The 13,885-nt window shown below is 51.4% G+C and carries 14 protein-coding genes; 10 read left to right on the forward strand and 4 right to left on the reverse strand.

Annotated elements, in window-relative coordinates:
* Together A0129_RS10360 and A0129_RS10365 are read left to right on the forward strand one after the other, a co-directional pair.
* Positions 1 to 647, forward strand: a 647-nt coding sequence (locus A0129_RS10360; protein ID WP_291714734.1) for a sigma-70 family RNA polymerase sigma factor, incomplete at its 5' end; no start/stop codon positions are given.
* The gene (locus tag A0129_RS10365) at positions 644 to 1,363 is read left to right on the forward strand and encodes an anti-sigma factor (RefSeq protein ID WP_105027932.1); all 720 of its coding nucleotides are present in this window, start codon (positions 644 to 646) and stop codon (positions 1,361 to 1,363) included. The genes A0129_RS10360 and A0129_RS10365, both read left to right, overlap by 4 nt.
* Positions 1,364 to 1,426: 63 nt before the next feature.
* On the opposite strand, the gene A0129_RS10370 is transcribed toward A0129_RS10365, so the two are convergent.
* Positions 1,427 to 3,121, reverse strand: a complete 1,695-nt coding sequence (locus A0129_RS10370) for a DUF4394 domain-containing protein (protein ID WP_291714736.1) — start codon at positions 3,119 to 3,121, stop codon at positions 1,427 to 1,429.
* A gap of 88 nt (positions 3,122 to 3,209) precedes the next feature.
* On the reverse strand, positions 3,210 to 3,920 hold the full coding sequence (locus A0129_RS10375; RefSeq protein WP_105027934.1) for a Crp/Fnr family transcriptional regulator: 711 nt from the start codon (positions 3,918 to 3,920) through the stop codon (positions 3,210 to 3,212).
* 141 nt (positions 3,921 to 4,061) lie between these two features.
* On the opposite strand from A0129_RS10375, the gene A0129_RS10380 reads away from it, so the two are divergent.
* Positions 4,062 to 4,583 (forward strand): DUF962 domain-containing protein, encoded by a 522-nt coding sequence (locus tag A0129_RS10380; RefSeq protein ID WP_105027935.1) that lies wholly within the window; start codon positions 4,062 to 4,064, stop codon positions 4,581 to 4,583.
* Positions 4,584 to 4,611: 28 nt separating this feature from the next.
* Here A0129_RS10380 and A0129_RS10385 read toward each other — a convergent pair whose 3' ends face one another.
* Positions 4,612 to 4,944, reverse strand: coding sequence for a DUF1840 domain-containing protein (locus tag A0129_RS10385; protein ID WP_105027936.1), 333 nt, complete (start codon positions 4,942 to 4,944; stop codon positions 4,612 to 4,614).
* A 90-nt stretch (positions 4,945 to 5,034) separates the two neighbouring features.
* Here A0129_RS10385 and A0129_RS10390 point away from each other — a divergent pair, with 90 nt between their 5' ends.
* From A0129_RS10390 to A0129_RS10400, 3 genes are read left to right on the forward strand one after another with little or no spacing between them, the layout of a single operon-like run.
* On the forward strand, positions 5,035 to 5,577 hold the full coding sequence (locus A0129_RS10390) for a hypothetical protein (protein ID WP_105027937.1): 543 nt from the start codon (positions 5,035 to 5,037) through the stop codon (positions 5,575 to 5,577).
* On the forward strand, positions 5,577 to 6,887 hold the full coding sequence (locus A0129_RS10395; protein WP_105027938.1) for a nitrate/nitrite transporter: 1,311 nt from the start codon (positions 5,577 to 5,579) through the stop codon (positions 6,885 to 6,887). The genes A0129_RS10390 and A0129_RS10395 overlap by 1 nt, the downstream gene beginning before the upstream one ends.
* 2 nt (positions 6,888 to 6,889) lie before the next feature.
* Positions 6,890 to 8,263: a heterodisulfide reductase-related iron-sulfur binding cluster gene (locus A0129_RS10400; RefSeq protein WP_291714739.1), complete on the forward strand. Its 1,374-nt coding sequence runs from the start codon at positions 6,890 to 6,892 to the stop codon at positions 8,261 to 8,263.
* Here the strand turns inward: A0129_RS10400 and A0129_RS10405 are convergent.
* Positions 8,251 to 9,015, reverse strand: coding sequence for an ATP-binding protein (locus tag A0129_RS10405; RefSeq protein ID WP_367189921.1), 765 nt, complete (start codon positions 9,013 to 9,015; stop codon positions 8,251 to 8,253). The genes A0129_RS10400 and A0129_RS10405 overlap by 13 nt on opposite strands.
* A gap of 75 nt (positions 9,016 to 9,090) precedes the next feature.
* On the opposite strand from A0129_RS10405, the gene A0129_RS10410 reads away from it, so the two are divergent.
* From A0129_RS10410 to A0129_RS10425, 4 genes are read left to right on the forward strand one after another with little or no spacing between them, the layout of a single operon-like run.
* Entirely contained in the window at positions 9,091 to 9,756 is a 666-nt protein-coding gene (locus A0129_RS10410) for a TnsA endonuclease N-terminal domain-containing protein (RefSeq protein ID WP_291714741.1), read from the forward strand.
* 1 nt (position 9,757) lies between these two features.
* On the forward strand, positions 9,758 to 11,692 hold the full coding sequence (locus tag A0129_RS10415; protein ID WP_291714743.1) for a Mu transposase C-terminal domain-containing protein: 1,935 nt from the start codon (positions 9,758 to 9,760) through the stop codon (positions 11,690 to 11,692).
* 4 nt (positions 11,693 to 11,696) lie between these two features.
* Entirely contained in the window at positions 11,697 to 12,584 is an 888-nt protein-coding gene (locus tag A0129_RS10420; protein ID WP_291714744.1) for a TniB family NTP-binding protein, read from the forward strand.
* Positions 12,581 to 13,675 carry a TniQ family protein gene (locus tag A0129_RS10425; RefSeq protein WP_291714747.1) on the forward strand — a complete coding sequence of 365 codons (1,095 nt, stop codon included), beginning with the start codon at positions 12,581 to 12,583 and terminating at the stop codon, positions 13,673 to 13,675. Before A0129_RS10420 ends, A0129_RS10425 begins: the two co-directional genes overlap by 4 nt.
* Positions 13,676 to 13,885 lie beyond the last annotated feature (210 nt).

Raw genomic sequence — 13,885 nt, forward strand, 5'->3', positions numbered from 1 at the left:
GAGGATTAATTCAGGTAATTGGTTTTAACCCAAGCGGTGGGCCGACTTGTTTTGCCCCCCATTTGCATCTGTTTTATCTTGCAGCGAGTAGTGTTAACGTGACTGAAAAAATTTCTCCAGACCCCAGCGACTTTGACTACGAGGCTGCGCTACTGGCCTGCGCGCGCGGTGAAAAATTTGCGTTACAGGCAATTTATGCACGAGACAGCCGCTGGTTGTTCGCGGTGGCTTATCGGATTGTGAAGCGGCGTGAGCTGGCTGAAGAGGTTTTACACGATGCCATGGTCAAGGTCTGGAATCGATCTCGGTTATACTCTCCCGCCTTGGGGTCTGCGCGCGGTTGGGTGTACACGGTGGTTCGCAACCAAGCGTTAAATACGGTGCGTAAACGGTTAATGGAAGTGTCTTCCGAAGAGCACGACGTTCCCGAGCTGTCGACCAACGACAACCAGGAGCTGGCTCAGGAAGCCGAAAAGCTCAGTGCTTGTCTGGGCAAACTGGATGAAACCAAACGCAACGCCATTGTGCTGGCTTTTGTCGATGGTTATACCCACGAACAAATTGCACAACGATTGAATTCGCCCCTCGGCAGCGTCAAAAGCTGGATACGCCGGGGATTGTTGAAATTGAAGGAGTGTTTGTCATGACAGAGACGACGCAGACAGAAGCCAAGATTGTTGAGGCTGGCGAGTACGTGCTCGGCGTAATGACAGACGCTGAGCGACAGGATTTCGAGCGACGCTTGAACCAGGACCCCGAGCTGGCCAAAGAAGTGAGCAGTTGGACAGAACACTTCGCCGCCATGTCCAGAAAGTTTGAGCAAGAACCCGTGAATGCCAAAGTGTGGGCCAAAGTAGACCGTTCAATCGCCATGGCAGGAGAAAAAGCCTCAGCATCGACGGCCTCGCCTTTCGCGTGGTTGTGGAAGGGATGGGCGGTGGCAGCCAGTGCGGCAGCGGTGGTACTGGGTGTGCAGTTGTTGGGAGCAAGCCAGGAACTTAATGATGGGCCTCGATACGTGGCTGTGATGAAGAGCCCTGACAAAACCACTGAATGGCTGGTTGAGGCTCGCCCCAACGACACCATTCGCGTGTATCAAATTGGTGGTTTGCCCATTGAAGGCAACCCGGCCAACATGGGCAAAAGCTTGCAGCTTTGGACCAAGGCTCCGACCGATTCTGGGCCTACCTCATTGGGGTTGATGGAATTGGGCAAGCCGCTTGAACTGCCTGCTGACATGTTACCCAAGCTGGTTGAACAGCAGCTGTTTGAGGTCACCTTGGAACCCGCTGGTGGATCTCCTTTGGGCAACCGACCTTCCGGAGAAATCATGTTTATCGGAACCGCGGTGGCGTTGAACTAAATTCAACGTTGGCGATAAAAAAACCCCGGTCTTTTGAACCGGGGTTTTTTCAATGCGACTCGCTCAGAAGCGAATGCTCAGTGCGCGAATATCTGTGCTCGCTGTTGCGCCTGAACCGATTTCATTGGTTCCACTGGCCACGCCTGCCGCGGTTGCTGCGCCAGTGCCGAGGTTGACCGTGAACAGGCTGAATGTGCCTGTGGCCAGCGCGCGATTGCTCATCAGCACCATGCCGTTGTCACCGCCGGAAATGTCAAAACCACCGTAGTCGTTGAATGTACCAATGGGTCCAATCGCAGCCAAGGTTCCTGCATTGGCGTTGGTTTGTTGCAAAAGCCGATTGTTGTCTGCGTCCACATCAAACAAACGAGTGCCGGCGGGTGCAGGATTCGCAAAGCTGTTGGTGTAGGCAACCTGGGCAATGCCAAAGCCTGTTGTTGCACCATTGAGGGTCAGGTCTGTGTCGGTGTTGGTGGCTCCCGTGCTTTCCAGGTTGGCTCCGAGTACGCGGTAGTTTTTGGACGCACCATCACCGTCTGGGGAACTGACAATGCGTAGTGCATCTGCCGCTGGGTTGATGTCAATGGCGTAATTCTTGCCGGCGGCCAGACCGTTCACAATGTCCGTCGCCACGCTGAGCGTGGAACCCAGGGTTGCTGCACCTGTGTCTGGGTTGATTGTGAAAATTTTGCCCGCGCTGCTCAAACCATACAAGCGTCCATTGCTGGGGCGGAAGTCAATCGACAGCAAGCGTTCTCCAGAAGGCAGCCCGGTGATTGCAGTGGCCGTTGCCGTGTTAGGTGTGCGTATGCCAAACTTCAACAAGCGTTGCGAACCCGCCGTGTTGCCATCCAAAGCAACCGCGGTTGGGGCTGTTGGCTGCACCAAAGCCATGCCCACAATGCCTGAGATGTTCAGTGTACCCACAGCCACGGCGGCGGGGCCGCTCACAGGCAATGTGGCCGTTGAATCGGGAATGGCAATGGTATGAAACACCACGCTGCCGCCGACATTCAGCAAGGCGTAGCCCCGGTTGTTTCGCGCGTCAATATCAAAACCAACCATGCCGCTTGCATTGACACCCAACGGAGCAGCAACCACTTGTGTGCCATCGTTGGGGGGGTTCTGAAATGTCAGGTTGTCAGCCACGGTGTCAATATTGAGTAGGCGGGTGTTCGTGGTGCCGTCAAACGAGTTGGTATAAGCCGCGCCTGAAATATCTGCCGCCGCATCGGATACCGTGCCGTCAACAAATGTTTCACCCGCTGTTCGTCCGGTTGCGTTGGCCACGAAAATGCGCAGGTTTTGGCCTGTGTCGCTGATCAGGCGCAGTGCATCAGCCGCTGGGTTGAAGTCAACACTGAATGAGGTGGCTGCTGCGTCCAGTGTGGTGAACGCGCCGTTTGCTGTTGGCGTTGCAGCTGGTATCAAGGTGGCACCCGCAGTGGCCGCACCGGTGGTGGTGTTGATGGTGTACAGGCGCCCTCCATTACCAGGAGAAGTACGTGCAATCGCATACAGTTGTCCGTCGCGTGGGCGGAAATCAATACCCAGAAGTGTATCCCCTGCCATTAAGCCGCTGACTGCAACAGAGGTGCGAATTACGCTCGGTTGGTCACGATTGAATGTGGCCAGTTGCCCATTTGATGTCAATACAAAAACATCACCCGCACTGAGCACGGTGTTGTCGTCCGAAAAACAACCACCCAATACCAAACTGGACAAAGCCAGCGCCACAAATTTTTTCTTGAATTTCATTTGAATCCCTCTGTCGTTGATGCTTAAAACAGGTGTCAAACTACATGTCGACACAGAGGGAACACTGGGTGGGGTGTTTTGGATGCAGCTAGTTGATTTGTCCTTTCTGCTTCAGGCCTTCAAGATTCAGAATTTCAATATTGCCGCGCCCCAGCAACAGCAAGCCTTCATGTTCCAGTTCTTTGAGCATCTGGTTCACTGTTTGCCGTGAAATCGACAGCATGGCCGAGAGCTTCTCTTGTGACACATGCAGCGTGCGAGCGCTTACAGTGCTGCTGTCCGATCGTATGCCATAGCCTTCGGCCATTTGGAGCAGGCGGCGTGCAAGGCGCGTGGGGGTGGGCAGAAGCGCTGCGTCTTCGATGGCGCCGAATATCAGTCGAACCTTCTGAGTCAACAGCAGGCCAAATTCGCGCCAGTAATTTGGATTGTCTGAAATCAGTTGATCGAGCAGGGCTTGACGCACATGAAACACAGTGGCGGGTCCATCTGCCAGCGCATCGTGGGTACGGGGTTGGCGATCAAACAGGCAAATTTCTCCAAACCAGTCTGGTGGGTCAATCAGGGTCAGGATCACGTGCTTGTCCTCGGCGCCGTGTTTGCTCGCGCCCACAATTTGAACCGACCCACTGAGCACCGCGTACAAGCCGTCAGCACAGTCGCCTCTTGAAAACAGCCGTTGCCCGTTTTGAAACTGTCGCAAGACGCCGTGTTTTAGCAGGGCCTGTTGCAGGTTAGCGGGCAAATTGGCAAACCATTTTCCACGGTTCAATATTTGTTGAATGTTGTGTGTTTGCATTGTTTTTTGGTATGTCTCCACCTGTCCTACTAAATTAGCATCAAATGTCAGGCAATTGACAGACCTTTCAGGCTTGATTTGTAACCATATAAGCTCAAAATCAAACATTTAGAGTATTTCCCGCTTCAAGGAGAACAAGCCATGAGAACGTTGGTCGACCAACTGGCAACTTATGCCACGTATCATCGTGACCCGCGCAATATTGCCACGCACTTCGTGGGCGTTCCTATTATTGTGTTGTCGGTGTTAATTCTGTTGTCGCGTGTGTCGGTGGATGTGGCCGGTATTGCAGTAACGCCCGCGCTGGTGGTGTTTTTGCTGTCCAGCCTGTTTTATCTCAAGTTGAGCCTTGGCTATGGTTTGGCCATGTTTGTGATTCACGGGGCCTTGCTGCTCGCCGCCGGGCATTTCGCAACCCTGAGTACTGCGGCTTGGTTAGGTGCTGGCGTTGGAATTTTTGTGGTGGGTTGGATTATCCAGTTTGTGGGCCACTATTACGAAGGTCGCAAGCCCGCCTTTGTTGATGACTTGATTGGACTGGCCATCGGCCCACTGTTTGTAGTAGCCGAACTGGGTTTTCTAATTGGCTTGGGCAAGAAAACCCAAGCGCAAGTTGAGGCCATTGCCGGCCCGGTGCGCCGACGCGAAACGGCCAGCGCTTAAGTCAAAACCAAGTGTCGCAGGGGGTTCATTAGAACCCCCAATGCACATCCACCTCTTTTTTCGCGGCTTCTTCCAGCATTTTCAACAAAGGGTAAGCCCTTTGTTCAAGGCCCACATGATTTTTCAGGGCGATTTTTTCTTCCGCGCTCAGCTCATCTTCATTAATCGGGTTTTCAGCTCGAGCCATGCGCTCAGCATTCACTGCCGCCACCAGCTGTGCATGGGCATGGTTTAGGTCTCGTGGTTCAATCACGCCCCTCTCACTGGGTTCAATACCCATAATCCGGAACAGTTGGTCTGCATTGGATTTGAACATCACAATGTCGCCGGCTGCTTTCGATTTGAATTTCACAATACCCATTCTGTCCACACTCTGGTTATCACTGCTATTGATCTGTATCAAGAGCCCCTACAATGGAGCACCTGCCTAATTTTCGCCTCAAAGCGCCTCATGAAAACAGCCTTCGCTCAAAGCCGCGCCATTTTTGTCTATCTGCTTGCATTATGCGCCCTGGTTGCATGCTCGCCCCAGTTCAATTGGCGCGTGGTGCCCAATACCGACATCGGCTATATGGCTACTTTTCCCGACAAGCCGGCGCAGGCCACCCGAACCATGGATTTGATCGGTTTGCAGGTGCCTTTGACTTTGCAAGCCGCGCAAATTGACGGTCTGTATTTTGCTGTGGGCACGGTGCCCCTGCAGGGCGAACTGGCAGCGCAAGGCCCAGCCCTGCGCGATGCGTTGGCCCAGGCGGTTGCCAACAACATTGCAGCGGGCCAGGCCGAGGTAAAGCCCATTCAATGGTTGGGCAAAACTGTTTATGAAATGTCGATCCAAGGCAAGTTGCCAAGCGGTGAAGAAGCTTTTGCGCAAGCCCGGTTCTTTGAGCACCAAGGTACATTGTATGAGGTGTTGATGATGGGCCCTGGCGAGGCTGCCAATCCCGATTCAGCCACTTCCTGGTTCGGCGGCTTTTCCCTTCTGGGGCAGTAATGCAGTACAACCCGGAAAACGTCTCACGCGAGATTGGGCCAGATGGTGTAGAGCACATGTATGTGAATGGCAGCCTTGCCATGCGCATGTTCATTATTTTCGCGGCCGCCTATGTGATGTCCTATGCGTTCAGGGCCATCAATGCGGTCATCGCCCAACCTTTGGTTCAGGAACTGGGACTCACTGCCGGGCAGTTGGGTTTTCTGGCCTCGGCGTACTTTCTGTCGTTTGCCATCATGCAGTTGCCCGTCGGAGTCATGCTCGATCGCTACGGCCCAAGGCGGGTTGAGGCTGTGCTGATTGGTTTTGCGGCCTTGGGCGCGCTGTTGTTCGCGGTCGCCGATTCTTACCTGGTGTTGTGGTTGGGCCGAGCCTTGATAGGTGTGGGCGTTTCGGCCTGTTTAATGGCAGCTGTAAAGGCCTACTCCCTTTATTTTAGGCCACACATGCAGGCCAGTCTGTCATCCTGGATGTTGGTAGCCGGGTCGCTTGGGGCACTCACCGTCACCACACCCGTAGAGGCCGCCCTGCCTGCTTTGGGTTGGCGCGGCGTATTTGGTGTGGCAGCAGTGTTGTGTGTATTGGCGGGTCTGGCACTGTGGTTTGCTTTGCCCGCTTTGTTCAAACCCCAAAAAACCCAGTCGGTTGCCGACATGGCCCAGGGTTATCGGGCCATTTATGCACACCCTCATTTTTGGCGTGTTGCGCCTTTGGCCATGATCACGCAAGGTGGTTTCATGGCTTTTCATGGGTTGTGGGTGGGGCCTTGGTTCACCAATGTGATCGGGGTCAGCAATGCACAGGCCGCGCAAAACATGTTCTGGATTTCCGCAGTACTGATGCTGGGTTATCTCGCTTTGGGCTTTCTGACCAAACGGGTGTCCAAGGCAGGGGGCGACGAAGATCAAATCATGTTGATCGGCATGGGATTGTCTTTGCTTGTGTTTGCCGTTCAAATTGTGCAGGGTGAGCAGTCAAGCCTGTGGGGCTGGTTGGTCCATGCTTTCCTGATCTCGTCCGGCATCATGACTTACGCCACTTGCAACAAACCATTCCCCAAAAAACTCACGGGCCGGTCCAGCACTGCCTTGAATCTGCTGATCTTTATTGGTGCTTTCAGCATTCAATGGGGAATCGGCATAGGCATTGATACCTTTGTGGCATTGGGGTTGAACAGCACCGATGCCATGCGGTTATCGCTGACCATTTTATGGATTCTGCAATTGCTCAGCTGGATTTGGTATGCTCGACCTGGACGCAAGGCAAGTCATCTAATTCCGTTCGGGACAGGACAACAACATCGGGGGTGAGCATGGCTCAGGCTCTAGTGGAGGACAGTGGTCACGACACCTTGGGGCAGAGTGTTGGCTGGACCAGCCCTGACTACTTCAATGAGCAGGAATGCCTGAGCAGCATGGAGCGTGTGTTCGACGTGTGCGCCACCTGCCGGCTCTGTTTATCCCAGTGCAATACTTTCCCCTCCCTGTTCGATCTGATTGATGAATCTGAAGATTCAGAGCTTGGCAGTGTGCCCAAATCGCGCTACCTGGACTTGGCTGATCAATGTCACCTGTGTGATCAATGCCATGTGGGCCATTGCCCATACAGCGCACCCCACCCTCAGCAAATTGATTTTCCGGCGACCATGCTGCGGGCCAAGGCCATCAAGTTTGCCAAGGGCAGCATCGGTCACGCCAGCGCTGCAGGGCGGCACCATCCTTTCTCTCATCTGGCTGGTGTTCCGGTTGTCGCTGCGTTGGCAAATACAGTGGTGGGCAGCAGTGCCGCGCGCAAGTTGATTGAACGCAGCACGGGTATTGACGCACAAGCCTGGTTGCCCAAGTTGGCCAAGCAAACATTTCTTGCCCAGGAGCGCGCGCTGATTCTGGCACACCCCACGCAGGCGCCTGTGGTGGCAGATCACAGCCTGGTGCCCCGGCAAGTCGCAATTTACGCGGGCTGCTATATCAATTTGCACGAACCTGAAATTGGTCAGGACTTGATTCAGGTGCTGCAGCACAACGACATTGAGTGCGTGATCGCCAATCTTGAGGGCTGTTGTGGGCAAGCCAAACTGACCAAGGGTGACATTTCCGGTTTTGCGGCAGTGGCGCGGGCCAACATTCCGAGCTTGCTGGCCTTGGCTGAAAGTGGTTATGCGATTGTGTCCCCTAGCCCAAGCTGTGCGCGAATTTTTACTCACAAGTTGCCCGCTCTTTTTCCGGCAGATACAGACATTCAGCGGGTGAAGGACGCATTCTGGGCACCCACGGAGTATCTGGTCGCCTTGCACGGCGAAGGCGCTTTAAGAATTGATTTCGTCAATACTTTGGGCAAGGTGAATTATCACGAGCCATTCCTGGGCGGCGCCCATTTGGGCATTGCACGGCACACCGAGACGTTGTTGGGCCTGGTGCCCGACACCAAGGTGAATGTGGTCAAGGGCAGCCCCGGCTTTGGTAGTCATTGGGGCAATCAGCGCGAAGATTATCCTGTGGCGATAAAACTGGGACAGCGCGTGTTCAGGCAAATGGCTGAGCCGGCTGACTATTTGACAACAGACTGCCAGTTGACCGGGAGGCAAATTGCCTGGGGTATAGAAATCCTGGACCTTGTCCAGACCTCTGACAAAAAACCGGAGCTGGCCCACCCGCTGACCTTGCTGCGAATGGCTTACGGATTGTAAGTCGGCTGCTGAGCCACAGGCGATTGGCTGCCCGCCTCGCCTCCCAGCGTTTTTCTGTACTGAATGGCGGTGGCAATGTGTTTTTTCTCGATTTGACTGGCTTGGTCCAGGTCGGCCAAAGTGCGTGCCACCCGGCAAATCCGATGCAGTGCCCGTGCTGAAAGATGATTTTTTTGTGCATAGGCCAATAGTAGTTTTTCAGCGCCGCTGGCGGGTTTGCAATGCTTGTTGATTTGGCCCGCACTCATTTCGCCGTTCAGGCAGCCTTGGCGTTCAAGTTGAACAGTGCGGGCTTCCTCAACCCGCTTGCGTAGCCCTGCACTGCCGCCCAATTCGGTCGGTTCTGTTTCCCCTTGCAGCAGCGCGCCATGGTCAATCGCCTGCACTTCCACTGAAATGTCCAGCCGATCGGCCAACGGACCAGACAATTTGTTTTGATATTTCCTCACTTGCTCGGGAGTGCACCGACATTCTTTTGCCGGGTGTCCCAGCCAGCCGCAGGGGCAAGGGTTGTGGGCGCACACCCACAAAAACTTTGCCGGAAAACTGGCTTGGTGACCCGATCTGGAAATATTCACCCGGCCAGTTTCAAGTGGCTCCCGCAGCGACTCCAGGCAACGTCGATCGAATTCCAACACTTCATCGGTGAATAAAATGCCCTGATGAGCCAGGGTAATTTCTCCCGGGGAGGGTGGGTTTCCGCTGTTAATTCTATTTAATAGTGCGACTGTATATCTTGTAAATTCAAGGATTTAAACGCATTATATTAGTTAAATAATGCGACTTAATTCTGCTTTTTAATGCGACTAGATAGGAAATTATAATTAATGACGCAACTGGATTCTGAGCGCCCTGTTAGACCGCTCAAAACAAGTCGAAGGTGCTTGACTGGCCGTGTTTCGACGGGTGGAGGTAGCGCAAACTTTGAATCCTCTCTAGAAAGGGATTGGATTGCCGTATTGGACTTTCACCCTGCGGTTAAAAGTATCCGTGAACAACCTTTCTCCCTCTACTACGATCTTGATGGGGTTAAAAGGCGCTACACGCCAGACGTTTTGGCTGAGTGGTCTGCGCCCAGAGGTAATGTCAAAACAATGGTGTATGAGGTAAAGCCGATTGACGAATTGAGAGCGAATTGGAAAACATACCGACCGCGATTTAAAGCTGCGGTTCGATACTGCCGATCGAGAGGCTGGAAATTCAAAATTGTGACTGAGCGCGAGATCAGAACGCCCTACTTGAAAAATGTTCAATTTCTTCGACGCTACAGAGCCCTGGATCCCCAAAAGTTGACTGGTGATCAGCTTCTCTACACTCTTAAAGCTCTAGGGCCAACTACGCCACAAGCTCTATTGGCTGCATCGTATCTCCACCAGGAAACCAGATTGAAGGCCATTCCAGAACTTTGGAGGTTGGTGGCTTGTGGACAGATTGGTGTTCTTCTAGATGAAAAGTTGACTATGAACAGCACCATTTGGTTGATCGGAGCCTGATATGCCTGGCATTTCAAAAGCATTCTTCAAGGTGGAAATTGGCCAATTAGTGACCTATAAAGAGGAACGATTCAAGATCACCCATCTGATTTCCGTGGAGAGTGTTCTGGCGTTGAACTTGCGAACGCTCGAGAGCGAGCGTCTTTACATCGATGAGATCAAGCTCGTAGCAAATGACGATGGTTTAAAGGACACAAGTGTTGTGGGTCATAACGACCTAACACTTTATAGCGAGGAGGAGTGGGCTCAAGCTCAACGTAGATTTTTAGTGATCAAATCACTGCTGGAGAACCCGATCCGTTCTCGAACCGATGCTGAAAAGATTGCTGATAGCAGTGGTGTTCACGTAGCAACCTTGTACCGTTGGCTGAAGAACTATCAAGAGGCTGGACATGTATCTGCTTTGGTTCCATCAAAACGAGGCCGAAAGTATGGGAGTAAGTTGTTGGCTCAGGAGCAAGAAAAAATCGTCGAGAGCGTAATTGAAGATATTTATCTAAACAAGCAGCGTCACAAGCCCCAGGATGTGATTGAAGAAGTTAATAGACGATGCCGCTTAGCGAAAATTGCTGCCCCTCACTCAAATACTGTGCGTCACAGGCTCAAGCTACTTGACCCAGCAGCCACGATGCGACTAAGAGGATTCAAGGAGGCGGCTCGTAACAAGTACGCCCCTATTCTTGGGCAATTCCCTGGCGCCGATTATCCACTTGCGGTGGTGCAAATCGATCACACGGAAGCTGACATTATTTTGGTGGATGAAGTTCATCGAAAGCCGATAGGCAGACCTTGGATGACTTTGGCCATTGACGTATGTACTAGAACAGTTGCTGGTCTTTACATCACCTTCGAAAAACCCAGTGCCGCATCTGTAGGTATGTGTATTGCTCAGGCAATTTGTCCTAAACGTGAGTATCTCGCCGAGCTTGGAATCGAGGGTGACTGGGGTGTTTGGGGCGTCATGAGTGTCATTCACACGGACAATGCAAAAGAGTTTCGCGGCGTGGTTCTTGATAGGGCTTGTGTTGAATACAACATCGATCTGCAGTGGAGGCCTGTGCTGCTGCCGCATTATGGTGGTCATATTGAGCGCCTGATGGGCACAATGGCCAATGAGATCCGCAAACTGCCAGGTGCAACTTTCTCAAACCCAACGAAACGCAAGGGTTACGACTCTGAAAAAAATGCAGCGATGACACTTAAGGAATTTGAGCGTTATTTAGTGGATTTCATAGTCAACGTTTATCACCAGCGCGTTCACTCGCAACTGGGAATGTCTCCCCGACGAAAATGGGAGTTGGGCGTGATGGGGGACGAGCATATGACGGGAACCGGGATCATGCCGATTCCCGAGGATCCGCTTAGAGTGCGTTTGGATTTCATGCCATTTTTTGAACGGACGGTTCAACAATATGGAATCAAAATCGATTGCATCACCTATTACGATCACATCCTAGATCCCTATATCAACTCAATTGATCCAGAGAACAAGCGCGAGAAGAAAACCTTTGTTGTCCGTCGAGACCCACGGGACATCAGCAAGATCTATTTTTTTGATCCTGCTGACAACAGATATGTTGTCATACCTTATCGAAATATTGGCCAACCCGCGATGAGCGTGTGGGAGCTAAAAGAAGTTCAGCAGTTGCTGAAAAATCAAGGGAGAGAAGATGTCGATGAAAACATGATCTTTGATGCCTTGGGACGAATGCGGTCTCGAATTGAAGAAGCGAAACACAAGACTAAAGCTGCTCGCCGTCAGGCTACAAGAAATCCCTCTATGAACGGGGCTAATCCAAACACAGTCAAATCTAACGCCAATTTGACTTTAAAGTCGAGCACTTTCCCGCTGATCGAGTCAGCTTCTGTTGCCAATGAAGATGACCCTTTTGCGCAAGATATTGAGCCCTTCGATGAGATCTCACTGAGACGATGAATTGATGACTAAATTTGCGCATCTGAATGAGGAGGTTGCTGACGTACTGACCCTTCCTACTCCGGAAAGAATCGAGTTCTGTCAGTCGGATCGCTGGGTTGGATACACCAGAGCAACTCGAATTCTTGAACAATTAGATCAGCTACTCATCTATCCAAAAACACTTCGGATGCCAAATCTTTTGGTCGTGGGGAGAAGCGGTAACGGAAAAAGCTCAATATTAGAGCGGTTCGCCTGCCGCCATCCAATCCAGATTACCGCAGCTGGGGCGCCAATAGCGCCTCTGTTGCATATTGAAATGCCAGATACCCCCGATGAGTCCGAATTGTGGTCAACAATTCTTTGGGCACTTGGTATATCACACCGTGAAAAAGACCCTGCCTCGCTAAAAAAACGTCAGGTGAAATCTGCACTTCAATACGCCTCAGTCAGATTACTGGTCATTGACGAATTCAATAACCTGTCAAATGCCGGGAAAAAAGCGGCGGATTTATTGGCTGCCATCAAGGGATTAAGCAACGATTTGAAAATTTCAATCGTCGCGGCAGGCACTCAGGCTGCTATCAACGCGCTGAACTCTGATCCTCAAATGAAATCGAGATTTGAGCCGGCACCTCTAGATAGGTGGCGGCTTGATGCGGAGTATTTGCGGTTTTTGGCCAGTTATGAAAGGTTATTGCCCTTGGCGGAACCTTCAGGCTTGGCCACAAGAGAAATTGCTCCAATTATCTATGGCATGTGCGGAGAGACGATCGGCTCGACAGTGAAGCTCTTGAAAGCGGCAGCTTGTTTCGCGATTAACAATGGCGTTGAGAAGATAGATGCGCGTGTTCTCAAAAACTTGCCCTGGACCAAACCTGGAGAATGGGATGAAGTGGCGCGCCGACTATGACTCTCTTGGAGCCTTGGTTCATTCGTCCAGCCCCAAGTCGGGGTGAGCTTCTAAGTTCCTACTTGATTCGAATTTCACGAGCCCATGGAAGAAGTCCGGGAGCGTTCTGTCGCCAATTTTTCCCGAATAACACGTGTTGGAGAATGGACTTAGACCGTAACGTGAGTGAGTGCTTTCTGAAGGACCTTTCGCGTTTTGTCAGGATTGATGACCGAGTACTCAAGGACATGACGTTAAGATCTTGGATGGAGAACCTCGATACGAACACCGGGAAATCAGACAAATCTAATGTGGCGGTAACACCATGGATTAATTCCTTGGGTGTGCACAAACAATCTACTAGAAAGCACACGCTCTCTTTCTGTCCTTCGTGCTTGAAAGAGAAGAATTTCTTGCGTAAAGAATGGCGTCTCTCGTTCGTGACTGTGTGTGCTACACATCGCAATACTTTGATTGATGGTTGTCCCAATTGTGATGCGCCATTTGTTTACCTTGGACAAGGTTCAGCTTGGCCGAGTTGTAATCAATGCGGACATTCATTTCTTGTTCAAGAAGGTGCTCTTGATGAATTTATGTTTGGAAATCTATGTGATTTCCAACATCAATTACTCCGAGGTTTGATGGATGATAAGGTGGTGTTTTTCAGACATCATCTCTCTGCGCAAGAGTTTTTCTCAGGTATTTACTTGGTACTTCGAGCCGTAAAACTCAGACTTAAAATGCTTGGAAATAGGCCTTGCTTTTCATTAAAGCTCGGATCTGTCTCTTCAAAGAGAGTCGAATTTGCCCGGGTAAATGAACGCGTACAGCAGTGTTTATTGCTAAATGAATTGATTAAAGATTGGCCTTGTGGTTTTCTTGCCATTTGTAGTGAGATTGGCTTGAGCCAACGTGTGTTTGATGACTCGTACAAATTACCTACTTGGTTAAGGGGCGTTATCGATCAATTAAAACCAGGGCAAAGCAGGATTCGCAAGCCTCAACTCTGTACGGTACGTAAGAAGTTAAGGCAAATCCATAGGCGCAAAACTGGTGATTGGCGTACTGAACGCGCTAATTTGCTTCTGACAAAAGCGGGTTTTCAGCTATGAGCATAGATTCAAAATTTGGTCGTTATTGTGATGAATGTGGGGACACAATCAGCAAAGCCCATCGAATTTATTTGCAAAGAGACTACTGTACAAAATGTTATATACGTATGTTTGTGCCCAAAAGTTGCTCAACCTGTGGCAAATCTACCCGTGTACATCGTCTCGAAACGACACCTCCAGTATGCCGTCAATGTACCAATCAAGGGCGAG

Source organism: Limnobacter sp. CACIAM 66H1, from assembly GCF_001601825.1.
Classification (GTDB): domain Bacteria; phylum Pseudomonadota; class Gammaproteobacteria; order Burkholderiales; family Burkholderiaceae_B; genus Limnobacter.

Excerpts from the sequence above, each read along its gene's own strand:
- A0129_RS10395 (WP_105027938.1), top strand. The coding sequence starts at position 5,577 with ATGCAGTACAACCCGGAAAACGTCTCACGCGAGATTGGGCCAGATGGT.
- A0129_RS10365 (WP_105027932.1), top strand. The coding sequence starts at position 644 with ATGACAGAGACGACGCAGACAGAAGCCAAGATTGTTGAGGCTGGCGAG.
- A0129_RS10380 (WP_105027935.1), top strand. The coding sequence starts at position 4,062 with ATGAGAACGTTGGTCGACCAACTGGCAACTTATGCCACGTATCATCGT.
- A0129_RS10375 (WP_105027934.1), bottom strand. The coding sequence starts at position 3,920 with ATGCAAACACACAACATTCAACAAATATTGAACCGTGGAAAATGGTTT.
- A0129_RS10400 (WP_291714739.1), top strand. The coding sequence starts at position 6,890 with ATGGCTCAGGCTCTAGTGGAGGACAGTGGTCACGACACCTTGGGGCAG.
- A0129_RS10415 (WP_291714743.1), top strand. The coding sequence starts at position 9,758 with ATGCCTGGCATTTCAAAAGCATTCTTCAAGGTGGAAATTGGCCAATTA.
- A0129_RS10385 (WP_105027936.1), bottom strand. The coding sequence starts at position 4,944 with ATGGGTATTGTGAAATTCAAATCGAAAGCAGCCGGCGACATTGTGATG.
- A0129_RS10390 (WP_105027937.1), top strand. The coding sequence starts at position 5,035 with ATGAAAACAGCCTTCGCTCAAAGCCGCGCCATTTTTGTCTATCTGCTT.
- A0129_RS10420 (WP_291714744.1), top strand. The coding sequence starts at position 11,697 with ATGACTAAATTTGCGCATCTGAATGAGGAGGTTGCTGACGTACTGACC.
- A0129_RS10410 (WP_291714741.1), top strand. The coding sequence starts at position 9,091 with ATGACGCAACTGGATTCTGAGCGCCCTGTTAGACCGCTCAAAACAAGT.
- A0129_RS10370 (WP_291714736.1), bottom strand. The coding sequence starts at position 3,121 with ATGAAATTCAAGAAAAAATTTGTGGCGCTGGCTTTGTCCAGTTTGGTA.
- A0129_RS10425 (WP_291714747.1), top strand. The coding sequence starts at position 12,581 with ATGACTCTCTTGGAGCCTTGGTTCATTCGTCCAGCCCCAAGTCGGGGT.